This is a genomic window from Eubacterium sp. SB2 (assembly GCF_001244405.1).
In the GTDB taxonomy this organism is placed as follows: domain Bacteria; phylum Bacillota; class Clostridia; order Lachnospirales; family Lachnospiraceae; genus Faecalicatena; species Faecalicatena contortus_B.
This window is the reverse complement of the sequence record NZ_LN865152.1, coordinates 538,934-562,490: the sequence shown is the minus strand read 5'-3', so window position 1 is coordinate 562,490 and position 23,557 is coordinate 538,934. Positions and strand designations below refer to the sequence as shown.

Annotated in this window: 23 protein-coding genes and 1 tRNA gene; 17 read left to right on the top strand and 7 right to left on the bottom strand. The window is 46.5% G+C overall.

Annotation, left to right across the window (positions count from 1 at the left end):
- Positions 1–139 precede the first annotated feature (139 nt).
- Positions 140–1,279: a PTS sugar transporter subunit IIC gene (locus BN1938_RS10040; RefSeq protein ID WP_050640451.1), complete on the bottom strand. Its 1,140-nt coding sequence runs from the start codon at positions 1,277–1,279 to the stop codon at positions 140–142.
- A 200-nt stretch (positions 1,280–1,479) separates the two neighbouring features.
- Here BN1938_RS10040 and BN1938_RS10035 point away from each other — a divergent pair, with 200 nt between their 5' ends.
- Positions 1,480–2,394: an AraC family transcriptional regulator gene (locus BN1938_RS10035; RefSeq protein WP_050640450.1), complete on the top strand. Its 915-nt coding sequence runs from the start codon at positions 1,480–1,482 to the stop codon at positions 2,392–2,394.
- Between the two features lie 43 nt (positions 2,395–2,437).
- Here BN1938_RS10035 and BN1938_RS10030 read toward each other — a convergent pair whose 3' ends face one another.
- Together BN1938_RS10030 and BN1938_RS10025 are read right to left on the bottom strand one after the other, a co-directional pair.
- On the bottom strand, positions 2,438–2,701 hold the full coding sequence (locus BN1938_RS10030; protein ID WP_050640449.1) for a DUF6465 family protein: 264 nt from the start codon (positions 2,699–2,701) through the stop codon (positions 2,438–2,440).
- Positions 2,702–2,786: 85 nt separating this feature from the next.
- Entirely contained in the window at positions 2,787–3,350 is a 564-nt protein-coding gene (locus tag BN1938_RS10025; protein ID WP_050640448.1) for an NAD(P)H-dependent oxidoreductase, read from the bottom strand.
- A gap of 353 nt (positions 3,351–3,703) precedes the next feature.
- Between BN1938_RS10025 and BN1938_RS10020 the strand changes: the two genes are divergently transcribed.
- The 15 genes from BN1938_RS10020 to BN1938_RS09955 all read left to right on the top strand — a co-directional run bounded on the left by BN1938_RS10020 (position 3,704) and on the right by BN1938_RS09955 (position 17,969).
- Positions 3,704–5,860: an EAL domain-containing protein gene (locus BN1938_RS10020; protein WP_050640447.1), complete on the top strand. Its 2,157-nt coding sequence runs from the start codon at positions 3,704–3,706 to the stop codon at positions 5,858–5,860.
- A 144-nt stretch (positions 5,861–6,004) separates the two neighbouring features.
- A tRNA-Gly gene (locus tag BN1938_RS10015) sits at positions 6,005–6,075 on the top strand.
- 248 nt (positions 6,076–6,323) lie between these two features.
- Positions 6,324–6,947: a YesL family protein gene (locus tag BN1938_RS10010; RefSeq protein WP_050640446.1), complete on the top strand. Its 624-nt coding sequence runs from the start codon at positions 6,324–6,326 to the stop codon at positions 6,945–6,947.
- A gap of 52 nt (positions 6,948–6,999) precedes the next feature.
- Positions 7,000–7,581 (top strand): xanthine phosphoribosyltransferase, encoded by a 582-nt coding sequence (locus BN1938_RS10005; RefSeq protein WP_050640445.1) that lies wholly within the window; start codon positions 7,000–7,002, stop codon positions 7,579–7,581.
- Positions 7,582–7,657: 76 nt separating this feature from the next.
- Entirely contained in the window at positions 7,658–7,831 is a 174-nt protein-coding gene (locus BN1938_RS23680; protein WP_167702498.1) for a hypothetical protein, read from the top strand.
- Positions 7,824–8,495, top strand: coding sequence for an HAD family hydrolase (locus BN1938_RS10000; RefSeq protein ID WP_082202960.1), 672 nt, complete (start codon positions 7,824–7,826; stop codon positions 8,493–8,495). The genes BN1938_RS23680 and BN1938_RS10000 overlap by 8 nt, the downstream gene beginning before the upstream one ends.
- A 16-nt stretch (positions 8,496–8,511) precedes the next feature.
- Entirely contained in the window at positions 8,512–9,213 is a 702-nt protein-coding gene (locus tag BN1938_RS09995) for a 3'-5' exonuclease (RefSeq protein WP_050640443.1), read from the top strand.
- 187 nt (positions 9,214–9,400) lie between these two features.
- Positions 9,401–10,807: a glutamate synthase-related protein gene (locus BN1938_RS09990; RefSeq protein ID WP_050640442.1), complete on the top strand. Its 1,407-nt coding sequence runs from the start codon at positions 9,401–9,403 to the stop codon at positions 10,805–10,807.
- A 67-nt stretch (positions 10,808–10,874) separates the two neighbouring features.
- Entirely contained in the window at positions 10,875–11,441 is a 567-nt protein-coding gene (locus BN1938_RS09985; RefSeq protein WP_050640441.1) for a CDP-alcohol phosphatidyltransferase family protein, read from the top strand.
- Positions 11,442–11,536: 95 nt separating this feature from the next.
- On the top strand, positions 11,537–12,046 hold the full coding sequence (locus BN1938_RS09980) for a DedA family protein (RefSeq protein ID WP_050640440.1): 510 nt from the start codon (positions 11,537–11,539) through the stop codon (positions 12,044–12,046).
- Positions 12,047–12,108: 62 nt separating this feature from the next.
- Positions 12,109–13,419, top strand: a complete 1,311-nt coding sequence (locus BN1938_RS09975) for a glycosyltransferase (protein WP_050640439.1) — start codon at positions 12,109–12,111, stop codon at positions 13,417–13,419.
- Positions 13,352–13,978, top strand: coding sequence for a lysophospholipid acyltransferase family protein (locus BN1938_RS09970; RefSeq protein WP_173020112.1), 627 nt, complete (start codon positions 13,352–13,354; stop codon positions 13,976–13,978). Before BN1938_RS09975 ends, BN1938_RS09970 begins: the two co-directional genes overlap by 68 nt.
- A 60-nt stretch (positions 13,979–14,038) precedes the next feature.
- Entirely contained in the window at positions 14,039–14,737 is a 699-nt protein-coding gene (locus BN1938_RS09965; protein WP_050640438.1) for a response regulator transcription factor, read from the top strand.
- Positions 14,709–16,913 (top strand): sensor histidine kinase, encoded by a 2,205-nt coding sequence (locus tag BN1938_RS09960; protein ID WP_050640437.1) that lies wholly within the window; start codon positions 14,709–14,711, stop codon positions 16,911–16,913. The genes BN1938_RS09965 and BN1938_RS09960 overlap by 29 nt, the downstream gene beginning before the upstream one ends.
- A 123-nt stretch (positions 16,914–17,036) precedes the next feature.
- On the top strand, positions 17,037–17,969 hold the full coding sequence (locus BN1938_RS09955) for a type II CAAX endopeptidase family protein (protein WP_050640436.1): 933 nt from the start codon (positions 17,037–17,039) through the stop codon (positions 17,967–17,969).
- A gap of 75 nt (positions 17,970–18,044) precedes the next feature.
- Here BN1938_RS09955 and hydF read toward each other — a convergent pair whose 3' ends face one another.
- The 4 genes from hydF to BN1938_RS09935 all read right to left on the bottom strand — a co-directional run bounded on the left by hydF (position 18,045) and on the right by BN1938_RS09935 (position 22,262).
- Positions 18,045–19,256, bottom strand: a complete 1,212-nt coding sequence (gene hydF / locus BN1938_RS09950) for a [FeFe] hydrogenase H-cluster maturation GTPase HydF (RefSeq protein WP_050640435.1) — start codon at positions 19,254–19,256, stop codon at positions 18,045–18,047.
- Between the two features lie 23 nt (positions 19,257–19,279).
- Complete coding sequence (hydG, locus tag BN1938_RS09945; protein ID WP_050640434.1) at positions 19,280–20,701, bottom strand: [FeFe] hydrogenase H-cluster radical SAM maturase HydG; 1,422 nt, start codon at positions 20,699–20,701, stop codon at positions 19,280–19,282.
- A gap of 57 nt (positions 20,702–20,758) precedes the next feature.
- Positions 20,759–21,841 carry a [FeFe] hydrogenase H-cluster radical SAM maturase HydE gene (hydE, locus tag BN1938_RS09940; protein ID WP_050640433.1) on the bottom strand — a complete coding sequence of 361 codons (1,083 nt, stop codon included), beginning with the start codon at positions 21,839–21,841 and terminating at the stop codon, positions 20,759–20,761.
- 172 nt (positions 21,842–22,013) lie between these two features.
- The gene (locus BN1938_RS09935) at positions 22,014–22,262 is read right to left on the bottom strand and encodes a TM1266 family iron-only hydrogenase system putative regulator (protein WP_025656119.1); all 249 of its coding nucleotides are present in this window, start codon (positions 22,260–22,262) and stop codon (positions 22,014–22,016) included.
- A 384-nt stretch (positions 22,263–22,646) separates the two neighbouring features.
- Between BN1938_RS09935 and BN1938_RS09930 the strand changes: the two genes are divergently transcribed.
- A complete protein-coding gene (locus tag BN1938_RS09930) occupies positions 22,647–23,555 on the top strand; it encodes a trans-4-hydroxy-L-proline dehydratase activase (RefSeq protein ID WP_050640432.1) in 909 nt (302 codons plus the stop codon).
- The last annotated feature ends 2 nt before the right edge of the window (positions 23,556–23,557 follow it).

Here is a 23,557-nt window from a genome sequence, read left to right as displayed (position 1 = left end):
GGTGAAGGCCGCACACGAAGTATGATGACTTACGTGTGCGGCTTTCCTATTATATAAAACCCTTCGTGGGATGCACACGCCGCGATAAGTTATATAGCCTCAAAGCGGCATCGCGGCGGCGCCAAAGTGTGCAAGCTCCTCATGAGTGAGGAGGCGGGGAGCTGAGGTGTGCTTGCCTGCTTTGGGCTAATCCGCGGATATATTTGACGGTAATAGTCAGTGCAAAGGCTGTTATAAATCCGATGGCAGCGGCGGCAATGGCATGGAAGAGATTGGAGGGATTGCCTTCCTGATAAAACATGAGTACTGTTGACACCGATGGGAAAGAGTATACCGTACTGCACGGTGTAAAGATTCCCTGATAAATCCCACCCGCAAAGCTGGCTGCAGAAGCCACGGCAAGCAGAGATTTTTGGGGGACACAGATCCCGTAAAGCGCCGGCTCTGTGATGCCGGCAAACAGCGCAACGAGTCCGACGGAGAGGTAAGTGGGCCGTTCCAGTGAGCCGGGTTCAGTATAAAATGTGCCCAGAGCCACGCCGGCTATCGATGTCACACAAATGAAGGAACTCACCATATAGCCGATCTCCATGCCGGTATTCCCTAAGCTCTCCAGCACAATAGCCGTAAAGATCCAGCTCGTCCCTGTAATTGTCAGAAATGGGGAAAGTGCAGAAAAAACGGCCCAGGACAGTACCGGGTTGATATCCTGCAATTCAAATATGAACGAAGAAATCCTATTTCCCATGACCGTACAGAGCGGCCCCACGAACAGAATTCCAATTACAGATGTCAAAGTAATAGTGATAACCGGCATAAAAAATGTCCGGAATGTTTTGTGAGAAACTTTTTCCAGAAGCCCGGTCAGTTTTGACATCACGTATACCAAAAGGATAGCAGGCAATACGGAAAATGCATACGAAGCCTTGTATACAGGGAGAAAGAGAAAACGGATCATTCCCTGCGTGTTTAAAAGCTCGATAAAATCGGGCAGCAGAAGAACCGCCGCAGATACCATGGCAATAAGGGGATTGACTCTGAAATGGCAGGCCGATGAGTAAGCCGTAAAAACCGGCAGAAAGTAAAAGGCCGCATTGCTGACCGCGGAAAGGACATCTTCGGTTTGGGGAGAGAGGGTAAATAAACCGGTATATCCAATCAGGATGATCAAAAGTTTTAAAATGCCTGCCGCCATCAGTATCGGGATTACAGGTTTCATACAAGCGGATATGGTATCAAATAATCTGGAAAAGGGGTTCTCGTTCACATATCTTTTCATAATCCTATTCACCTCTTTCTTTTTTCTCTGATTATAATTATAATGAAGTATAGGGTGATAATATATAATTATCAGCACGGATATTATAAAAATCTTACCAAATTGAAGCGGGCTTAAAAGCCGCTGTAGGAATAGAAGTAAAGTGAGACCGGACTATTAGAATACCGCCGGCAGATGATGCCGATTTGTGGAGGATATTTATGGAATTTATTGAACGGAATGAAGTGAAGATGGAGACGGGTATGTTTTTAGACGAGGACTTCCCATTTTTTATTTCTTATAAGCAGATCTCGGATTACAGGGATGGTGAGGTGCTGTCGCACTGGCATGTGGAGTTGGAATATATACTTGTTCTGGAGGGGCGCCTGGATTATATCGGGGAGGATTCAGAGTATACACTGACAGAAGGAGAAGGGGTTTTGGTAAATGGAAATGTTCTCCATTCGTACCGGCGGAACAGGACGAATGAATGCAGATATCTGGTCGTAATCTTTCATCCGTCCTTGATTGGATACAATGCAGAGGGACGTATTTCTGAAAATTATATCTTCCCATATTTTTCCGGAGACCAGGCATTTTCGGATATTCATCTTACCGGGAGGGAACTTTGGCACAGAGAAATTGCCTCCATTCTGCTGGAGGCAGAATCATATTCTGCGGCCGGGGCAGCGGGGTATGAAATGGATATACAGATACTGCTGCTCAAATGCTGGCGGATTCTGTATGAAAAAGTACTATGCGCCGGAGCCGGCAGGCCCGGTAAAAATCCTAAGAATGAGCTGATATATAAGGCAGTCAAATACATACGGGAACATATGGGGGAGAAAATCTATCTGACCGACATAGCCAGGGCTTGCAGCATCAGCAATACGGAGTGCTGCAGGATGTTCAAAAGGCAGGTGGGGCAGAGCCCGATGGAATATGTGAAGAAGTACAGAGTCAAAAGAAGCCTGGATTTTCTGGAAAATAAAAACTGCAGTATCATGCAGGTGGCGCAGATGGCCGGATTTGAGAGCCAGAGTTATTATACAAAGGTATTCCGCAGCATTATGAAATGCACACCACAGGAATACCGAAAGGAAAATAAAAGAGTGATTGACAATGACGAAACGTAACAGGGCGGAGCAGTCTGCGGCTGCCCCGTCCTGTCGATTGCGTTTAAATCTCCACTGCCCCGCTGTTTCCGCCGCAGGTATAATAAGCCTTCCGTTCTTCCGGCTTGAGATATATCGAGAGATCCTCCAATTCAGGTAACCCCTCACTCATGCACTTTTTTCTTACCATTTCTATGACTTCATCAGCCAGGTATTCCTGATCCTGATATTGAATATATAAGTTGGCTTTGCCAGCCGGTACCTGTACAGCGGACGCCGCGGTTACTGCTTGCTTCTTCTGTTTTTTCTTCTCAATTCTTTTGCTCATGTTTTCAGCTCCCTTTTTTATAATGTCTTATGAATTATAGTACTTTTGGGACAAGAAGTCAAAAACCAATGGCTGGCAGCCGGAATTACAATTTACTTAATTCATTTTTGGCCCCGGCCATGATAAGTGCTGCATTGTTTTCCGCAATATCCAGCCCTTCCGCTGCAAAGAATCGAACCTTACCGATACCAAACATCCCGCAAAGATCTCTTATATATTGATCCGCCGAATTACGTTCCCCAATATAGCCGCCGCAGGTGGTGATATACATAAGTTCCCTGGCTCTGCACATGGGAACCGGCAGCCCGGCTTCGGAATAGCGGAATGTAATTCCGTTTACGCAGATATGCTCAAAATATACCTTCAGGGAAGAGGGAAAGGAGAGGTCCCAATAGGGTGCGCCTATCAAAACCGCATCGGCCAGTGCAAACTCTCTGGCATACTGGAAGCCGGGAGCCGAGTAATCATGGTTTTGGATATCTGCGGCCCGCTTTTCCAGCATTTGTTCCGTATACGGCATAAGGGATTCTTTTTGCAGATCCACTTCCTGAATGGTCCATTCTTTTTGTAAGCCTTCCATGTAAGCCCTGCACAGCTGCAATGTTCTGGATTCTGCTCTTACACATGAGTTGATGAATAATAGTTTCATATATTTCCTCCGTAATAGTTTCTGTTTTGCTTTTCAGGAGATTCTAAGGTATTATATCCCAAATGGGGCACAGTGGTGCCCGTCTCTTACGGGGTCCTGTGACTGGATACATATTTCAAAGATTTCTGCGGCCGGAAAAATAACCGGGGGCGACGATTTCTTGTGTTTTATCTGTGCTGTCCGGGGAAAAAAGATAACCGCAACATCTGTTTTTTAGTATCCAATCTCAATAAAGTATTGTATAATAAAGCAAAAGGTTTATGGGTTTGATTAACGCAGATGAAAGGCCCGGTACGGCGGCCGCCGGAGGGGCTGGGCAATGGCGAATGATTGAAAAAGACAGGTGAACATAAATGATTGAGAAGGATAAGATTTATCCCGTTATTGTAGATGAGAGTGAAAATATTGTATATATATCAGATCCTGAGACATATGAGGTCATTTATCTGAATCAGGCAATGAGGGATACGCTGGATTTAAAACCGGGCGAAGATTACCAGGGGAGACGCTGCTATGAACTGCTGCAGGGGCAGAGTGCACCGTGTAAGTTTTGTACGAATGGTTATCTGATGAGAGATAAGTTCTATACATGGAAGCATTATAATGAAAAGCTGGGCAGGCATTTCAGCCTTCGGGATAAGCTGATTGAGATCGACGGGCATTTGTTCCGCCTGGAGATCTGCGTGGATATCACAGAGAGCGAGGAGCTCCATAAAAATCTGGAAAGAAAGCTTTCGATCGAAGAGACCCTGGTGCAGTGTATTCATATGCTTTCTGAGAATCAGGATATTGATATGTCAATCAATGGTCTGCTGCGCATTATTGGGGAATTTTTCCAGGCGGACAGATCCTATATATTTGAATGCAATTATGAGGACGACATCCTGGTCAATACATATGAGTGGTGCAATGAGGGCGTCATTCCCCAGAAGGAGAATCTGCAGCGTGTTCCGAGAGATGTAACCGGCCATTGGATGGAGCTTTTCCTCAATAAAGGGGCGGTATATCTGCCGTCTGTTAGCAGCCGGGTAGAGGAAAAGGCTCCGGAAGCGGACATACTCAATCAACAGGGGATTGGCTGCCTGATGGCAGCGCCTATATGGGAGGCGGAACTGCAGAAGGACGGAGAGAAGACGCTGTATGGATTCATAGGTGTGGATGATCCGACGCGCGGAGTGGAACATATCAAGCTTCTTCAGTCGGTTGCGCATTTTATATATAATGACGTACAGAAGCGGCGTATGATTATGAAACTCGGGGAAATGGGCAGGATTGATGCGCTTACCGGCCTCGGAAACAGAAATTTTTATATGGAAAAACTAAAGGAGCTGGGCGGACAGAAACTGAAATCGATGGGGGTTGTTTTCTGTGACATTAACGGGCTGAAATATGCGAACGACCACTATGGTCATGCTTATGGCGACAAAATGATCCGAAGTGTGGCACAAGGGATAAAGCAGACATTTCCGGAGAATGCATACAGAATCGGCGGCGACGAGTTTATCGCGCTGTATGTGAATGGTACAAAGGCGGAATTTAACAGCCGTTTGGAAGCCCTGAAGAAGTATGCAGAAAATGAATGCATCTGTGATTTCTCTATGGGGGTTAACTTTGGAGAGGGAACCTTTGATGTGGAAGAGCTTATTGGCGGCAGCGACAATATGATGTATTTGGAGAAGCAGACTTATTATGGCAGCATGATCTCAGGAAAGCCGGCCTATCATAAGGCTGTGGCAAGGCAGCTTGTCAGGGAGATAGAGACAGGCAGGTTTGAGGTGTTTCTGCAGCCAAAGATCTGTCTGGAGACAGGAGAGATGGTGGGGGCGGAAGCCCTGCTTCGGCAGAAAGGGGAAGACGGAGAGTATTATCTGCCGGAACAGTTTATAACGCTGTATGAAAAGGAAGGCGTGATCCCATTTCTGGACTGCTTTGCGTTCGAGGAAGTATGCAGGATGCTGCAAGAATGGATGGCAGCAGGCGGGAAGCCCGTTCCCGTGTCGGTAAACTTTTCCCGTATCAGCCTGATGAAGCGGGGGATTGTGCAGAGTCTTGCTGAAATCAGGGCGAGATATGGGGTTCCGGAAGGACTGCTTGTATTGGAGATCACGGAGAGCATCAGCAAGATGGAACCTTCAGCATTACAAGGGTTAATAGACGAACTTAAAAAACACCATTTTGTTGTGTCGCTGGATGATTATGGCTACCAGTATTCAAACCTTGCGATTTTGTCAAACATGGATTTTGTGGAATTAAAACTGGACAAAAGTTTGGTAGAGAACCTGAAGGACAATCCGAAAGCAAGGGTGCTGGTGGAAAATTCGATCGAGATGTGCAGACAGCTGAACCAGGTTATTTCCACCGCGGAAGGCATTGAAGATGATGAACAGCTGGACATTCTAAAAGGCTTTAACTGCAACATGGGGCAGGGATTTCTTTTTTCTCATCCTCTGCCCAGAGATGAGTTTTTCAGGAAATTTGGGAAAACCGGCGGTATTCCCAAGGGAGGCTGATTGTGTGGAGAGCCTGTAGTTGTTCAGGCAGGCCGGAACAGTTACGGGATTTTAAAGAAATGATTTAAAAAATTAAAAAATTAGATTATAGGTATTGCTTTTTGTGGGAAGGTATGATATTATATCACTCGTGTCAGAGATGACGCGGGTGTAGTTCAATGGTAGAACACCAGCCTTCCAAGCTGGATACGTGGGTTCGATTCCCATCACCCGCTTAAAGAACAGCCTTATATCAAACGGAGATCCGGTTTTGATATAAGGCTTTTTTGTATAATAGGAAAGAGATTAGCACGTTCCTATCACATAACCAGATAATTTCACAGATTTTCTCAAAAAGGAAGTTGAGAAGTTACTCCATTTAAAGTATAATTACTTTATTCTATGTAAAACCAAAATATAAATGTTTCGAAATACTTCAGGGGGGAGGTTTTCGGATACTACAAAAAGAAAAGAGGAAGATTTAATGAACTGGACCGATAACGTTGTAATGAGGGCGCTTAGCAGGGTATGCGATTTTATGCTGCTGAACATCATGTGGATCATATGCTCCATTCCGATCATCACAATCGGGGCATCCACGACCGCTATGTATACCGTCATGCTGAAGCTGGTAAAGAACGAAGAAGGTTATATTGTAAAAGGATTTCTGGGGGCATTTAAGGAGAACTTCAAAAAGAGCACCATAATGTGGCTGATTCTGCTGGTCGTTGGAATCATAATCGGAATCGATATCCGTTTCTCCGCGGTCATGGAGTCAACGATGCGTACCATATTCCAGAGCATCTTCTTAGTGCTCGGCGTAGTCTGGCTGTGTATGGTAATCTATGTATTCCCTCTGACGGCGCGCTATGAGAACACGATCAAGAATACATTCAAAAATGCGGTACTGTTATCCGTAGCAAAGCTTCCATATACAGTATTAATGCTTATCATCACGGCTGGGCCGGTTATCATCACCTTTTTGAACACACGGAATCTTCTGATCGGCATTGCAGTATGGCTGATCATCGGCGTGTCACTGGTAGCCTGGCTGAACTCATTCTTATTGCGTAAAGTTTTTGAAATATTTCATACAATCAAGAATTAGGAGAAAATGGAAAGCAAAGGGGTCAGACCCCTTTGAATAGGAGAGGACAAGGATGAACTTTTTAGAAGAGAGAATTTTAAAGGACGGGATTGTGAAGGAAGGGAATGTTCTGAAGGTGGACAGTTTTCTGAACCATCAGATGGATATTGACCTGTTTGATGAGATGGGGAAGGAATTCAGAAAACGCTTTGCGAATAAGCAGATTAATAAGATTCTGACGATTGAGGCATCCGGGATTGGGATTGCATGCATTGTGGCGAAGCATTTTGATGTTCCGGTTGTTTTTGCTAAAAAGTCCAAGAGCATTAACCTGGAAGGGGAGATGTTAGTGGCTGAGGTGGAGTCTTTTACGCATAAGTGCAAGAATAATGTGATCGTTGCTCAGAAGTTCCTTTCTCCGGAGGATCATATATTGATAATCGACGATTTCCTGGCTAATGGCTGCGCGTTGCAGGGACTGATTCAGATTGTGCAGTCTGCGGGGGCCGTGGTTGAAGGGATTGGAATTGCGATTGAGAAGGGCTTCCAGTCCGGCGGGCGTATGATCCGGAATCTGGGTTTCCAGCTGGAGTCTCTGGCCATCGTGGAAAGTATGGATGCTGAGAGCGGGACGATCAAATTCCGTGAACAGTAGGAATTGGATTTGTACGAAAAAGATGTTACAATAGGCACCAACAAGGCAATGCCTGTATAGAAGGGAGCTGTATTTCATGGGGGAAAAGAATCAGGAACTGATCCATAAACTGAAGGACGTTAAAAAATCAATAGTCTCCAAAGAACTGCGCGGTGATGACTGGGAAGATATGCAGTCGGCCGCGAAGAAACTGGAGGAAGTTGTAACCTATATCAATGACTGTACCGGCAGAGGGATTTATTTTGAGTAGTCAAATTCACCCACCAGTATATGGGCTTGTCTTCGATATGGACGGGCTCATTTTCAATTCGGAAAGAGTCGTACAGCGGTCCTGGGAACGGGTGGGGACGGAGCTGGGCTATGTACATTTTGGGGATCATATCTATCATACGATCGGGTTTAACGTAAAGAGGCGCGAAGAATATTTTAGGAAAAATGTGGATCCTGATTTCCCGATGGCGGATTTTTCAGTGATGACCCGCAGCGAATACCATAAAATTGTGGCTGAAGAGGGGCTGGAAATAAAACCTGGAGTGGTGGAACTCCTGAAATATGCGGCGGATAAGCAGTACAGAATAGCACTCGCCACTTCTTCACGCAGAGAGCATGCACGCACGCTCCTGATGGAGCAGGGGCTGTGGGAGTATTTTGACGGCGCGGTATTTGGAGATATGGTAACATGCAGCAAACCAAGTCCGGAGATTTATCAGAAAGCCTGCGTAGCGATCGGGGTTGACCCGGCCAATGCAGTGGCGCTGGAGGATGCCCCTTCCGGTATCCGGTCCGCAGTGTCGGCGGGGATGCGCGCCATTATGGTGCCGGATCTGGTAGAACCCGACGAGAAGATTCTGGAAATGGCATGGCATCGATTTGACACCCTTTTCGATGTCCTGAGGCTGTTGCAGGAAGGATAATTACAGGAGAAACAGTATGCTGAAATCATATATCGCATTTGACCTGGAGACGACCGGGCTGAACCCGGAACAGAATGAAATCATCGAAATTGGCGCACTGAAAGTGCGCGATGGTAAGGTGCAGGAACGTTTTATGGAATTCGTCCGCCCCACAGAGAACATTTCTCCGGTTGTTTCGGAGCTGACCGGAATCACCAACGAGATGGTCGCGGGCGCCAGAAGCAGCAGGAATGTGCTTCCTGACTTTTTGGATTTCTGCGGGGATGATATTCTCATCGGGCACAATGTTATTTTTGACTACAGTTTTGTGAAAGTAGGCGCCATGGCAGAAGGACTGGATTTTGAACGCGCCGGAATTGATACGCTCAGGATTGCGAGAAAAGTACATAAAGATATGGAATCGAAAAGCCTGGGCTGTCTGTGTGATTACTACCACATCGAGAATCGTGCCGCCCACCGTGCCTATCATGATGCGCTGGCTACGGCAAAGCTTTATCAGACACTGGCACATTATTTTGAGGAGAAGGAGCCAAAACTTTTTCAGCCGGTAACACTAAGTTATAAACAGAAAAAAGCCATGCCTGCAACTCCCAAACAGATTGGTTTTTTGAAGAAACTGATCCTGAACAATGGGATTCAGCTGGAGTGGGATCCTGATACAATTACAAAAAATGAGGCGTCAAAAATGATTGACGATATCATAAATAAGCGAATCTGATAACCGGTTATATAAGGAGCCTGCCCGGAAAGATCCTGTCTTTCTGCGGCGGGCTTTATTTTTAGAAAATGTATGAAAATAATAATAATTCCTGTTTTGTGTTGACCCGGAAAATTTTAACAGCTATAATAGAACTAATTACTGGTATCAGAACGGCAGAGAAATGCAGAAAAGAGGAGGATACAATATGGCAAAGTATAAATGTGGAGTGTGTGGATTTATTTATGATGAGGAGAAGGAAGACGCGCCTTTTTCAGAACTGACGGTCTGTCCGGTGTGCAGACAGCCGGTTCGTGTATTTGAGAGGGAAGGGGAGGCAGAGGAAAAAAAGGAACATGAGATTCCTTCTGTGGAAAAGAATGTTGATCCTCTGGCGTATTCTCCGGAGTTCTACAGGAAGGACGATTCCTGTCGGTATATGGAGGAGATCCATCAAATGGCAGTGAGTGGAAAACCTATTATCGAGGCAATGGGTACGAAGATGCCGATGCCGTGCTGGGACGATATCCTGCTTTTGGGTGCTCAGCTCAATCCGCCTCCGTTGGATGAACATGATCCTGTAAGTATCAAAACGGTGATCGGAAAAAATGCGGAAAAGCCCATGGTGCTGGAAGGCCCTGTTTACATATCTCATATGTCGTTTGGCGCGTTATCCAGGGAGACAAAGATTGCGCTGGCCAAAGGCTCTGCAATGGCAGGGACAGCCATGTGCAGCGGAGAGGGAGGCATTCTCCCGGAAGAGATGGAGGCAGCGCATAAGTATATTTTTGAATATGTTCCGAATAAATACAGCGTAACCCCGGAGAATCTAAGGAACGCGGATGCCATTGAACTGAAGATCGGTCAGGGAACCAAGCCCGGAATGGGAGGCCACCTGCCGGGAGGAAAAGTGACGCCGGAGATTGCAGCGGTTCGGAATAAGCCTCTGGGCAAAGATGTGATCAGCCCATCAAAGTTCGAAGAAATCAACAATAAAGAGGATTTGAAAGATTTGGTGGCTCAGCTCCGCCTGGCCTCCGGCGGGCGTCCGATTGGGATTAAAATCGCCGCAGGGCGCATTGAGAAGGATCTGGAATTCTGCGTTTACGCGGAGCCGGATTTTATCACCATCGACGGAAGGGGTGGTGCGACAGGCGCAAGCCCGAGGCTGGTCAGGGATTCTACCAGCGTGCCTGCTATCTATGCACTTTACCGTGCGAAAAAGTATCTGAGGGAAAATGGGGCAGATGATATCAGCCTTGTGATCACCGGAGGCCTGCGGGTGTCCTCTGATTTTGCAAAGGCAATCGCGATGGGCGCGGATGCCGTTGCTGTTGCATCGGCGGGCCTGATTGCCGCCGCATGCCAGCAGTTCCGCATCTGCGGAAGCGGTAACTGCCCGGTAGGGGTTGCAACGCAGAATCCGGAATTGAGGGAAAGGTTTAAGTCAGATGCAGCGGCCAGGAGAGTTGGGAATTTCCTGAACTGCAGTTTTGAAGAATTGAAGACATTTGCGCGGATTACCGGACATGAAGATATTCATGATCTGAGCGTGGATGATTTGTGCACGATCAGCAGGGAAATCTCAGAGTACACGGATATACCGCATGCCTGATCTCTTCGGTGCAGTGCATCGGGAAGAAAAGCATGGCAGAAAATGAGCAGAGAGGAAGCGGGAAAATATGAATGAAGACATACCAATACGCAAACAGCTGTTATCAATACCCAACCTAATGGGATATTTCCGGATTCTGCTGATTCCGGTAATCGTATGGCGGTATGTGACAGCGGAAACTGTGACGGATTATTATATAGCGGCAGTCATGATAGGGATCTCCGGGATCACGGATTTCCTGGACGGTTTTGTGGCGCGCAGATTCCATATGATTACAAAGGTGGGAAAGGCACTGGACCCGATCGCAGATAAGCTGACCCAGGGAGCGATTGTACTGTCTTTATGTTTCCGGTATCCTTATATGATTGCCCTGATGGTACTGTTTGTGGTAAAAGAAGGATTTATGGGGATTATGGGGATCATAATGCTCCGGAAAGGGAAGATGCTGGATGGGGCAAAATGGTTTGGTAAAGTGTGTACCGCTGTGCTGTATGTGGTGATGTTCCTGCTGATATTGTTCCCGCAGCTGCCGGAAAGTGCGGCGAATGGGATGATCCTTCTCTGCGGGGGATTCATGCTGTATTCCTTTGTGGCCTATATTCCGGTGTTTTGGAAGATGGGGCGTGATTCATAAAATCTTATAACTTCTTAAGAATTTCTTTTGCTTCTTATGCCAGCCTCCTTTAGAAATCTGTTTTATTCTATAAACAGTTAAAGGAGGCTGTTTCTATGAATATCCAAACATTGACTCAATATTTTCTTGAATATGGTGCCTTTTTTATCTACCTGATCGTTTTATTGGAATACATGAATCTTCCAGGTTTCCCGGCAGGGCTGATCATGCCGTTGGCAGGGATCTGGGCAGCAAAGGGGGAAATCAGTTTTCCGATCGTCATGCTTTTATCAGTATTTGCGGGACTGACCGGAAGCTGGCTCCTGTATTTTCTGGGAAGGCTGGGAGGCCCGAAGGTGATGGGATTCTATTTCAAAAAATTTCCGAAACATCAGGCTGTGATAGAGGAGAAGATGGATATGCTGCGTGAGAAGGGCTGCATCGGTGTGTTTGTCAGCAAGCTGCTGCCCATGGTGCGGACCATCATTTCCATACCTGCAGGGATGGTTAAGATGGATTTCCTGAAATATACGGTAAGTTCAACGGTAGGTATTTTCCTGTGGAATCTGGTATTTGTCGGGGCCGGATACTTTTTCGGCGATGCAGCAATTAAGCTGCTGGCATAGACAGGGAGACGAAGCGGCGCAGTGAAAAGGCAGAAGAAGTGCAGACAGAGGAGGAGTTAGGAATGAAGATTGCAATGTTGACAAATAATTATAAACCTTTCGTAGGAGGGGTACCCATTTCCGTTGAAAGGCAGGCAAAAGAACTTGCAAAGCTGGGACATGAGGTGACGGTATTTGCTCCGGAATATAAACAGGCGGAAGACATCCGGCCCGGAGAACAGTTCGAAGATCCGCAGCAAACACGCAGGGAGCGTGTCATCCGCTACAAAACCAGCAGCAGAAAAATGGAAAACGGTATGGTATATCCAAGGATAATCAGCAGAGAGATCATTCAGGCCTTTGAAAAAGAACAGTTTGACTGCATCCATGTGCATCATCCGATGTTTGTGGGGCCGATTGCTTTATACCTGGGGAAAAAGTATGATCTGCCTGTCATATACACGTATCATACAAAATACGAGGATTATCTTCACTATATACGCCCGTTTCAGTCCGTAGAGGACAAGAGTGCCGTGCGGCAGGAGATATTCCGCCTGGGAAAAGAAAAGATAGTGCCGGGATATATGAGGTGGTTTACAAACCAATGCGATTTGATACTGGCGCCCACCTTCAGTATGCAGGAAGCGATGCGAAAGAGCGGAACGAGGACTCCAACGGCGATTTTCCCCACGGGGCTGGAAGATTCCTTTTATATAAAGGATGAAGAAAAATGTACGGCTCTCAGGCAGCAGTACCTGCAGGGGAGAAAGCACTTGTTCTGTACAGTATCCCGCCTGGAGGAAGAGAAAAATCCGCGGTTTATGCTGAAGGGGATCGCAAGGCTGAAAGAGCGGATGGATGAGTCGTTCCGGGTATTGTTTATCGGAGAAGGAAGCATGAGATCCGAACTGGAAAAGATGGCTGCCGAACTGGGGATTTCCGAGGAAACTGTATTTGTAGGAAATGTAGAGAATCAGGAAATGAAACATTTTCTCGGGGCTTGTGAACTGTTTTTGTTTGCTTCCAAATCGGAAACGCAGGGAATTGTACTGGCAGAGGCTTTTGCAGCAGGTATTCCTGTTGTGGCGGTCAATGCTACCGGAGTGGAGGACATTGTAGTGAACGGGAAAAACGGATATGCGACGGCGGAAGACACGGAAGAATGGTCAGCGAGAATCATGGAGGCAATGGAAATAGAAAACTATGGCAGATTGAAAGAGCAGGCCGTGCTGACTGCATCCGGATTCAGATCATCCAGACTGGCCGTTTACGAAGAAATGCTTTACGCACAGTGTATAAATCAGAGAGAGAAAGAGGAATCCGCATATGAAAATGAGAGAAATCGGGCAGAACGTGTTGGGGCATCTATTTATCGGTTATTTAAAGCTTCTTAATAAAACAGTTACAATACAGTGGGCCGAAAATTCGATAAGCGGCGGAAGTCAGATATTCGGTTTCTGGCACGAGGACAGTTTTTTTATGAACATGATACTTTCAGAAATCTCGAAACAGACCAGTCCTGTCGATGTAATTGTGACTGCTGATAAAAGAGGAGACTATATTCAGAATATGATAGAGCGCAGCGGCGGCCACGCCCTGAGAGTGCCGGACGGTTTTGCCAGCTTCGGGGCGCTCAAAGTAATCATGCAGAACGCATACGAAAGAACCCGTTCCATCGCCGTAGCGCTTGACGGTCCCCTGGGGCCAAGGCATGAACCTAAAAAACTGGCCTTTTATCTGTCTGAACAGGCAGAAGAAGACTTTGTCGGTATCTCCGTTTCCTATTCTGCAAAACTCAGAATGACCTGGAGATGGGATAAATATGTGATACCGCTGCCGTTCTCCACAGTGACTGTCGCAGCTCATAATTACGGTGAAGTAAATAAAAAGAACATTCCTGAGCTTCCAACGAATGCAAATATTCCGAAATGTGGTATACTGTTAAACGTATAGGGGTCAGACCCCTCTGCAAAAGGGGCAGACCCTTTTGAAAAAAAATATCAGGAGGAAGTTATGGAAACGAATCATATATTAATCGTAGAGGATGACAAAGAAATCAGGGAAGGTGTCCAGATTTACCTGCAAAGCCAGGGATATAAGGTGTTTCAGGCTGCGGATGGAGTGGAAGGCCTGGAAGTTATGGAGAAAGAGGAGATTCACCTTGCAATCGTGGATGTGATGATGCCAAGGATGGATGGAATCAGGATGACAATGAAGCTGAGAGAGAAGTATGATTTTCCGGTGATTATGCTTTCAGCGAAGTCCGAGGAAGTAGACAAGATCATGGGCCTGAATATCGGGGCAGATGATTACGTAACAAAGCCGTTTACGCCAATGGAATTGATGGCGAGGGTGAATTCACAGCTGCGGCGTTACCGGAGGTTCATGGAGAAGCTGGAACCAAAGGAAAATGTGCATGCAATCGGCGGCCTGGAGATCAATGAGGATACGGTGGAAGTATTTGTGGATGGTAATCCGGTTAAAATGACACCGATTGAGTATAAGATTTTGCTGCTTCTGGCAAAGAATCCGGGGCGTGTTTTTTCTGCGGAAGAAATTTATGAAAGGGTATGGCAGGAAAAGGCTATAAGTACGGATACGATTATGGTTCACGTACGGAATATCCGGGAAAAAATTGAGGTGGATCCAAAGAATCCAAAATATTTGAAGGTGGTGTGGGGCGTTGGATACAAAATTGAGAAACAGTCATAGACTGGCTGTATTGCTGGCAATTGCGGTATTGATTATCTGTTCCGTGGGGATGGTGCTGGCTTACCCTGTATTTTCGAGGGAAATGCAGGATAGGCTGGATGAGACCAAGGTAAGTAATGACGAGGTGATCCAGATAGCCGGCGGGCTTATTGAGGGGAATTATATACTATACAATGAGGTATATGAGGAAACTGACAGAGCATATGTATTACAGAAGTATGGCGGCGACCGGTTCGACCTTTTGAGAAAATATATGGATTATGAAGTGTTCGACTGGGATGGAAACGCACTTCTGGAGAGCAATAGTAAGTCAGTACTTGAAAATCTGGTGAAAAAGGAGGATACCGCTTATGCCTTTCGCGCGGCATTTACTTTCCAGGATGACGGAGAACTCTCCGATATCCAGGTGAACGGGAATATGCTGGACGAGAGGACAGAATATGAGATTGAGCAGTATCTTCTGGATCAGCAGGTGATAAATTATGAATGGCGGGGGATTTCCGAGCCGACAGAGGTGCAGATCGTTTATGGTGTGACAGCGGAGAACTTGAATTCTTATATCGATAGCAATGAGCTGCATATCGATACTTCGGTAGCTGCACTGATCTCAAATTCTATGTTCAGTGGTTTTTTGTTCCTGTTTGCAGCCGTATTGGCAGTGACAGCGGTATTACTTTCTGTGAAAAAGAGTTTTGCGTTCGGAGGAGAAAAAGTATTCAGTGCACCGTTTGAAATCGTTGTGATTGTTCTGTGCATACTGGCAAGTGCTATGTATTATCCGGCCAAGGTTGTTTGGATTACGCTGGGGGGCGGGGCTGCAGAGTATATAACAGGCAGCAGCGGAGCGCCGAATTCAGCAATGTCAGCCATAATGAATGTGGCTATGTGGTTTTTGATATTTGGCATTGCATTCTGGGGTTTTGTCAGTCTGAGCGCGATGTTAACTATGAAAAAAGAATATTGGAAGCAGAGATCTTTATGTGTAAGGTTTCTGCGCTGGATGAAACAAGGCGGTGATGAATATGGGGAAAAAGTAAAGAAAGGAGCAGGTGGTATATGGGGCGGTATTAAGCGGTTCTGCAAAAGACAGTATGACGTGCTTATGCACCTGGATTTCCAGGATAAAACAAACAGGACGATTTTTAAGATTATCGCAATCAATTTTGTTGTTCTGGTAGTCGTATGCAGCCTGTGGTATTATGGAATCGTAGCACTCATTATTTATTCTGTTGCACTTTTTATCTTTTTGAAAAAATATTTTAATGATATCCAATCAAAGTATAAGCTGCTCCTCAGTGCGACAAACCAGCTCGCAGAGGGGGATCTGGACACACCAATTGAAGGAGATATGGGGATATTCAACCCTATTCAGGAAGAGATTAAGAGGATTCAGAACGGGTTTAAAAAGGCCGTGGAAGAGGAAGTTAAGAGTGAGCGGATGAAAACAGAACTGATCACGAATGTTTCCCATGATCTAAAAACACCTCTGACTGCAATTATCACGTATACGGATTTGGTAAAGAACGAAACAGACGATGATAAAAGGAAAGAGTACATTGACGTGCTGGAACGCAAGTCCCTTAGGCTGAAGGTACTGATCGAGGATTTATTTGAGATCAGCAAGGCAACCAGTAAGAATATAACTATGAATTTTATGCGGGTTGACATCGTTGACTTGCTAAAACAGGTTGGATTGGAGTATGATAATAAAATAAAAGAAACAAACCTGGATTTCCGCTGGAACCTTCCGGAACACAAGATCGTGCTTTGGCTGGACAGCCAGAAAACATACAGGATTTTTGAGAACCTAATTGTGAATATTACAAAATATGCGATGCCGCATACCCGTGTATATGTGGAGATGAAGGATCTGGACCACCAGGTGTATATCTCTATGAAGAATATTTCGGCCACGGAGCTGAGCTTCAATACAGACGAAATAACGGACAGATTTGTCAGGGGTGATGCATCAAGAAATACAGAAGGCTCCGGACTGGGGCTGGCAATTGCGAAAACATTTACCGAGCTGCAGCATGGCAGCCTAAAGATCTCGACAGAGGCGGATCTGTATAAGGCGGAAATCACCTTCCCAAAACGGCCCGAAGTATCGGAGCCCCAGGGAGAGGGAGCAGGACAAAATGAAACAGCGCAGGATGGAAATAAAGAAAACAATTAGTTTCCAACTGCTTTAAGGGGGTCAGACCCCTCTGCAAAGGGGTCTGACCCCCTTGAACTCCGTTTTCAGAATTGTTTTACATTTTAAGATTAACAAACAGGTTTTTAGAGGGGGAGTTAATGAATGAGTAAGAATTATAAACAACTCAAGGTCTGGCAGGGACTGGTAGTTTTGGTATCAGCTGCAGTTGTAATATTTATAGTTTCGCCTACGGTACTGTCACCCTTTGGCATTTATGGCTCATTATTGGCGGAATGGCTGATGCTTGCCGCCGCATTGGGGCTGGTTCTCGCGTTCAGGGGGAATCCGAGAGAACTGTTTCCATTCAGAAGACCGGCAGGCGCCGGTGTTTTTGGCACCTTTTTGATGTGGGTGGGAGCGTTTCTTATAGAAATGACACTTGTTCTGCTTGTGAGCATTTTCTTCATGGAAGAAATACAAGGAGTGAATGCGGGCCTGAGTTCCCAGATGATGAATATACCTTTTCTGGCGGCAGTACTTATAGTAGCGGTCACACCGGCAGTCTGTGAGGAGATAATTTTTCGCGGTATTTTCTTCAAAAGCCTGAAGCCACACAAATATAAATGGGCAGCTATCTTGATTAGCGGAGTTGTATTTGGCGCATTTCACGGAGACATTTTCCGGTTTATCCCGACTGCCATCGGCGGAGTTGTCATGGCCTGGATTATATTGGAAAGTGGAAATATGTTCTATAATTGTTTCTTTCATTTTATAAATAATCTTCTGCCTATTATCCTGCTCTTTGGAATGAAAGATGTTTATGCGCAGCTAGGGGTGTGGAACGAGATCGGGTACGAATCTACATCGATCCCCATGATGAGCGCAGGGCTGTATATGATGATGTGTGCGGCGGCTCCGGCCTGCATGTACATCGGTAATTATCTGCTGCATAGTCGAACGCCGGGTTATCGGGATAAACTGTTTCCGAAAGGAAAACCAGGAATTGTAATAGGGCTGATTGTCATTTCTGCCGTATTATTCTTCTGTGGCGCGGGCCTTGCAGTGTATGGGTTTATTTCTTTACAGACGATATAAAAACCGGTTCCGTGAAAAAACACGGGAACCGGTTTTTATATTGTAAAACGATTCTGAATATGGTACTCAAAGGGGTCAGACCCCTTTGAAGATCTCGATACTCCTCTCCAGGATTCCCTTTATATGAGCGATAGCGATTCCATAGTTCGTGATAGGAATATTCTGATCCTGGGCGCATTTCAGGCGGTACTTCATTTCCCTCTCGTTGAGAGTACATCCTCCGCAGTGGATGATCAGTTTGTATTTTGACAGGTCTATGGGAAATTCAGTTCCGCTGGAAAATTCATAGTTAATATTTTTACCTGTATGACTGGTAATCCACCGGGGCAGTTTTACTGTCCCGATATCTTCGCATTGGCGGTGGTGGGTACAGCCCTCTGATATCAGGATTGTATCTCCTTCTTCCAATGTATCAAGAGCCTTTGCCCCGTTTACAACTGTCTCAAGATTTCCTTTATAACGGGCAAAAAGGATGGAAAAGGAAGTCAGTGGTATATCCAAAGGCACCATAGCAGCTACTTTTTCGAACGCCTGGCTGTCAGTGATTACGAGTGCGGGGTGATGACCGAGCTTCTCCATCGTTTCTTCCAGTTCGGTTTCTCTTGTGACGATGGAAACGGCGCCGGATTCCAGAACGTCACGGATTGTCTGCTGCTGCGGCAGGATCAGCCGTCCTTTGGGGGCTGATTTATCGATCGGAACGACCAGAACCACAAAGTCGGATGGCTTAATCAGGCCGTATACGATCCGGCGCTCATTCTCTACCGGCGCCTGCCGGGCAATCAGTTCCTTCAGTTCGTGGATATTCTCCCCGGTAACGGTACTTACTGCAATGACTTTGTCTGAGGGAACAGCAGGCATACATCCGGTAAAATCGGTATTGGAGCCAGGTGCCAGATCGGATTTGTTCAAAACAACCACATAAGGGATTTCTTTTTTCAAAATCCGATCGAGTATCCCGGCATCCACATCTGTCATGCCGGAAACGCTGTCAATGACGAGAACTGCGATGTCTGTCTTATTCAGGATCTGGTATGCCTTCTGAATTCTGAGCTCTCCCAGCTCCCCGGTATCGTCAAGCCCCGGTGTATCTATTATAACCACGGGGCCCAGCGGCAGCAGTTCCATCGCCTTGAGAACCGGGTCGGTGGTCGTGCCTTTGATGTCTGATACGATGGCAAGATTCTGACCGGTAATCGCGTTGATGATACTGGACTTCCCGGCATTTCTCCTGCCGAAGATGCCGATATGCACTCTGTCTGAAGAAGGTGCTGCATTTAAACTCATAAAAATACCCCCTGTAATTTAGTTTAGAAGCGGAAATCTCTTCTGTTATCCTGCTCAATCAGACGCAGATTATCAATTACAACTGCACGCGCCTTTTCGTTAGGCACATTCAACACTTCTTTATCGATCAGTTTATCTCCGAGAGCCTTTGTCTCAGGGGAAGCATAATCCATCAGATATTCTTTCAGAGTCATCAGAGCATTCGGATGGCAGCAGTTCTGAATCTGGCCGCTCTTGCAAAGAGACATGAAACGGTCGCCGGTACGCCCTTCCCGGTAACATGCGGTACAGAAACTCGGAATATAATCCATCTGCATCAGCCAGCGGACAACCTCGTCCAGCGTTCTTTTATCGCTGACATCAAACTGTTCGGATTTGGCATCGTCCGGCTCTGGTTCGCAGTAACCGCCCACGCTTGTGCGGGACCCTCCGCTGATCTGTGAAATACCCAGATGGAGCACTCTTTCACGGCATTTCTGGCTCTCTCTTGTGGAAATGATCATTCCTGTGTATGGGACTGCAATTCGAATACAGGCAACAATCTTGGCAAAGGTGTCGTCATCGATTCCGTTGTCAAAGGAATCTGCATCGATATCATCAGCATGGCGCAGGCGAGGGACACTGATCGTATGAGGTCCTACACCAAAAGCCGCTTCCAGATGTTCCGCGTGCATAAGAAGACCGGCAAACTCATAGCGGTATTTGTCCAGTCCGAACAGCACACCAACGCCTACATCGTCGATGCCGCCCTCCATTGCGCGGTCCATAGCCTCCGTGTGATAATCATAGTCGTGCTTCGGTCCTGTTGGGTGAAGCTGCAGATAGCTTTCTTTGTGGTACGTCTCCTGGAACAAAATGTAAGTGCCGATACCGGCCTCTTTCAGAAGGCGGTAGTTCTCTACAGTAGTAGCCGCTATATTGATGTTTACACGGCGGATAGCGCCGTTCTTATGCTTGATACTGTAAATCGTTTTGATAGATTCCAGATAATAATCCATCGTATTACGGACCGGATCCTCCCCCGCCTCGAGAGCCAGGCGTTTATGCCCCATATCCTGCAGCGCGATCACCTCTTTGCGGATCTCCTCCTGGGAAAGCTGCTTCCTGGCAATGTGCTTATTCTTGCTGTGATAAGGGCAGTATGTACATCCGTTGATACAGTAGTTGGACAGATAAAGAGGCGCAAACATCACAATGCGGTTGCCGTAAAAGTCTTTTTTAATCTGTTCCGCCAGTTTAAAAATTTCCTCATTCTTCTCCTCGATCTGACAGGCCAGCAGCACAGAGGCCTCACGGTGGGTAAGTCCCTTTCTTTTCTTTGCCTTCTCAATAAGAGAATCGATCAGGGCTTCATTACATTTGTTCTCGTTGGCATAAGCCAGTGTCTCCAGAATTTCTTCATGGTTAATAAAATCTTCGGCGTGTTTGGAATTTACATCATACATTTAGGTATCCTCCGTTTATGATTGTATAGATATATTTAATAGTAACAGGTTCAGGCGTCACTCGGGAACAACAGCAGCGCTCAGACTACGCGACAGAGCCGCCGTGTTGAGTGAGTCGCCCCGGGAAACAGCAATTTGATAGCCGATCGACTCCATACGGCGTTCCAGGCATTTCCGGCATTCCGCTGCTTCATCCCCGGTGCAGATCTTATTGTCGTAGAGCAGGTAATCTCCCCGCACCTCAACGGGCGAAAGGTTGGGCATGACCACATTGGCGCCGGCCAAAATCCCTTTTTCCCTGCCGTCCGGAGCAATGGTTCCAAGGGCAGTAGTTGCGGGAAGCAGTACTTTCGGCAGCATCAGGCGTAGCAGCCCCAGCATAAACAGCGTCAGTTCCAGCGTTCCTGCTGCGTATTCGGCAAAGGGTGTCTCATGGTGAGGAATAAAGGGACCGATTCCTACCATCTGCGGATCCAGCTCCTTAATAAAAAGCATATCGCCAGCCAGATTTTCCGGCGTCTGGAAGGGAGAACCAACCATAAAACCGGTACCTGTCTGATAGCCGATTTCTTTCAGATCCCAGAGACACTGCTGGCGGTGGGCTGCGGACAGGGATTGTGGATGCAGCCGCCGATAGTGGGCGGCATCAAAAGTCTCATGCCTGAGAAGATAGCGGTCCGCACCCGCATCAAAAAGAAGCTGATAACTCTTCCGTGTCCTCTCACCGAGGGAAAGCGTAATGGCGCAATCCGGAAAATGCTGCCGTATATTATGCACGATATCCGCCATAATTTCATCGGTATAGTATCCATCCTCCCCACCCTGCAGTACAAAAGTACGAAAGCCAAGGCCATACCCCTTGTGGCAGCAGTCCAGCACGGCCTCCTTATCCAGCCGGTAACGGCGGGCGCTGCGGTTGCTCTTGCGGATGCCGCAGTAGTAGCAGTCGTTTTTACAGTAATTCGTAAACTCAATCAGGCCGCGGATATACACATCGTGTCCATAGTATTTATGCCGGACTGTACGCGCACGTTCAAATAAATACTCTGCCAGTTCCGGCGTGCGACCGCGGATAAGAGCCGTCCATTCTTCCCTGGAAAGCGCACCGGTCTGTTCCAGTTTATCAATCAAATGCTTCATAGAAAATTCTCCTTTTCATGGGCACTCCAAAACGGTACCCGGACTCTTTCATACCCAAAGGGCATCCCGTAATACATGCCCTGACGGGCGGGTCTGCTGCAAAGCAGTAGAATAAGGTATACCCAAAGGGCATCCCGTAACACATACCCTGACAGACGGGGCTGCCAGTTCCCTACTTCGTCTTGGCATAAATCGTTTTCGTGCTGACACCGGGCAGCATACCCAGCTTCCCGGAAAGAGCACTGATAACGTCATTCGGCGCGTCCATGGCAATACTGATAATGGAAATATTCTTTTCCCGATATGGAATGCCCATTCTGCCCACGATGTACTGCCCGTATTCACTGAGCAGATGGTTCAGCTCCTCCACCGAATCGGTACAATCCAGAACGATTCCAATCAAAGCAATTCTCGTCTCCATAAAACCTCCTTATATCCTCAGAATATAGACAAGTGCAAAAAAATACCTGCACCAAAGGCGCAGGCGATAAAAAGGGGCAGTCTTCCCCCTCTTAGAAACGAGAAAAAATCCCGTATCAATCATCTCTGTGCGCCTTCTTACTTAGGTGTAACCCTTTATAATCAGAACGAATTTTAATAAATTATAGCACAACAAATAAATATAAACAACATATTTTCTTTCTCTAGTACAGTATTGCACTAATAATTCATCAATAAACACCTGCTGTACTAGCGTTTTTATTGACAAAACGAATGGCGTGTGATAAATTTAGACTATAGTACAAACATTAGTCCAAACTGCGCTTTTTGTAAGCACAGAATAAGGCGAGCGAGGGTTGGAATCATGAGTCTGATTACGAACATTCAGAAGTATTCGATCCATGACGGAGATGGGATACGTACGACGGTTTTTTTCAAAGGCTGTCATTTGAGGTGTGTCTGGTGCCACAATCCGGAGACACAGAGTTTTAAGAAGGAGCTGCTGTACGACAGTGAAAAATGTGTGGGCTGCGGAGGCTGCGCGGCTGCCTGTCCGAATGGGGCAATTGAAATGTCCGGACAAAAAGCCATTACCGACAGGGCGAAATGTACGGCCTGTGGGAAATGTACGGATTATTGCAACCGGAACCTTCGGGAGATAGCGGGAAAAGAATATACGGTCAATGAACTTGTGAAAGAGCTCAGGAAAGATGAGATGTTTTACGAGGAATCCGGCGGAGGGGTTACGCTTTCCGGTGGAGAAGTGATGGCGGCTGACATAGAATTTGTGGAAGCGCTTGTGAAAAAGCTGTATCACTTCGGTATCTCTGTCACAATCGATACATGCGGGCAGGCGCCGTATGAAAATTATAAACGGATTCTGCCATATACGGACACTTTTTTGTATGACATCAAGACATTGGATACGGAGCTGCATAAAAAGTATATGGGGTCCGGCAATGAGCTGATTCTGGAAAATTTGGAAAAGCTGAGCCGGGACGGGGCCAGAATCTATATTCGTATTCCGGTCATCAAAGAAGTGAACGGCAATGAGGAAGAGATGAAGGCGATGATCCGTTATCTTCAGGAGAAAAACATTCATGCAGCAAGAGTGAACCTGCTGCCATATCATAACACGGGCTCCGGTAAATACATGAAAGCGGGTATTTGCTACGAAGGGGCAGACATGCATGCACCCGACAGGGAAGAAATGAATCATTTTGTGGAATTATTCCGGAAAGCCGGATTCCAGGATGTAAAAATAGGAGGTTAAGT

Bases quoted from the DNA above. Each gene is read 5' to 3' on its own strand.
- BN1938_RS10020 (WP_050640447.1), top strand. From the start codon at position 3,704: ATGATTGAGAAGGATAAGATTTATCCCGTTATTGTAGATGAGAGTGAA.
- BN1938_RS10025 (WP_050640448.1), bottom strand. From the start codon at position 3,350: ATGAAACTATTATTCATCAACTCATGTGTAAGAGCAGAATCCAGAACA.
- BN1938_RS23680 (WP_167702498.1), top strand. From the start codon at position 7,658: ATGGGGGAAAAGAATCAGGAACTGATCCATAAACTGAAGGACGTTAAA.
- BN1938_RS09980 (WP_050640440.1), top strand. From the start codon at position 11,537: ATGAATATCCAAACATTGACTCAATATTTTCTTGAATATGGTGCCTTT.
- BN1938_RS09955 (WP_050640436.1), top strand. From the start codon at position 17,037: ATGAGTAAGAATTATAAACAACTCAAGGTCTGGCAGGGACTGGTAGTT.
- BN1938_RS10005 (WP_050640445.1), top strand. From the start codon at position 7,000: ATGAACTTTTTAGAAGAGAGAATTTTAAAGGACGGGATTGTGAAGGAA.
- BN1938_RS09970 (WP_173020112.1), top strand. From the start codon at position 13,352: ATGAAAATGAGAGAAATCGGGCAGAACGTGTTGGGGCATCTATTTATC.
- hydF (WP_050640435.1), bottom strand. From the start codon at position 19,256: ATGAGTTTAAATGCAGCACCTTCTTCAGACAGAGTGCATATCGGCATC.
- hydG (WP_050640434.1), bottom strand. From the start codon at position 20,701: ATGTATGATGTAAATTCCAAACACGCCGAAGATTTTATTAACCATGAA.
- BN1938_RS09975 (WP_050640439.1), top strand. From the start codon at position 12,109: ATGAAGATTGCAATGTTGACAAATAATTATAAACCTTTCGTAGGAGGG.
- BN1938_RS09995 (WP_050640443.1), top strand. From the start codon at position 8,512: ATGCTGAAATCATATATCGCATTTGACCTGGAGACGACCGGGCTGAAC.
- BN1938_RS09935 (WP_025656119.1), bottom strand. From the start codon at position 22,262: ATGGAGACGAGAATTGCTTTGATTGGAATCGTTCTGGATTGTACCGAT.
- hydE (WP_050640433.1), bottom strand. From the start codon at position 21,841: ATGAAGCATTTGATTGATAAACTGGAACAGACCGGTGCGCTTTCCAGG.
- BN1938_RS10030 (WP_050640449.1), bottom strand. From the start codon at position 2,701: ATGAGCAAAAGAATTGAGAAGAAAAAACAGAAGAAGCAAGCAGTAACC.
- BN1938_RS10035 (WP_050640450.1), top strand. From the start codon at position 1,480: ATGGAATTTATTGAACGGAATGAAGTGAAGATGGAGACGGGTATGTTT.
- BN1938_RS09965 (WP_050640438.1), top strand. From the start codon at position 14,039: ATGGAAACGAATCATATATTAATCGTAGAGGATGACAAAGAAATCAGG.
- BN1938_RS09930 (WP_050640432.1), top strand. From the start codon at position 22,647: ATGAGTCTGATTACGAACATTCAGAAGTATTCGATCCATGACGGAGAT.
- BN1938_RS10040 (WP_050640451.1), bottom strand. From the start codon at position 1,279: ATGAAAAGATATGTGAACGAGAACCCCTTTTCCAGATTATTTGATACC.
- BN1938_RS09990 (WP_050640442.1), top strand. From the start codon at position 9,401: ATGGCAAAGTATAAATGTGGAGTGTGTGGATTTATTTATGATGAGGAG.
- BN1938_RS10010 (WP_050640446.1), top strand. From the start codon at position 6,324: ATGAACTGGACCGATAACGTTGTAATGAGGGCGCTTAGCAGGGTATGC.
- BN1938_RS09985 (WP_050640441.1), top strand. From the start codon at position 10,875: ATGAATGAAGACATACCAATACGCAAACAGCTGTTATCAATACCCAAC.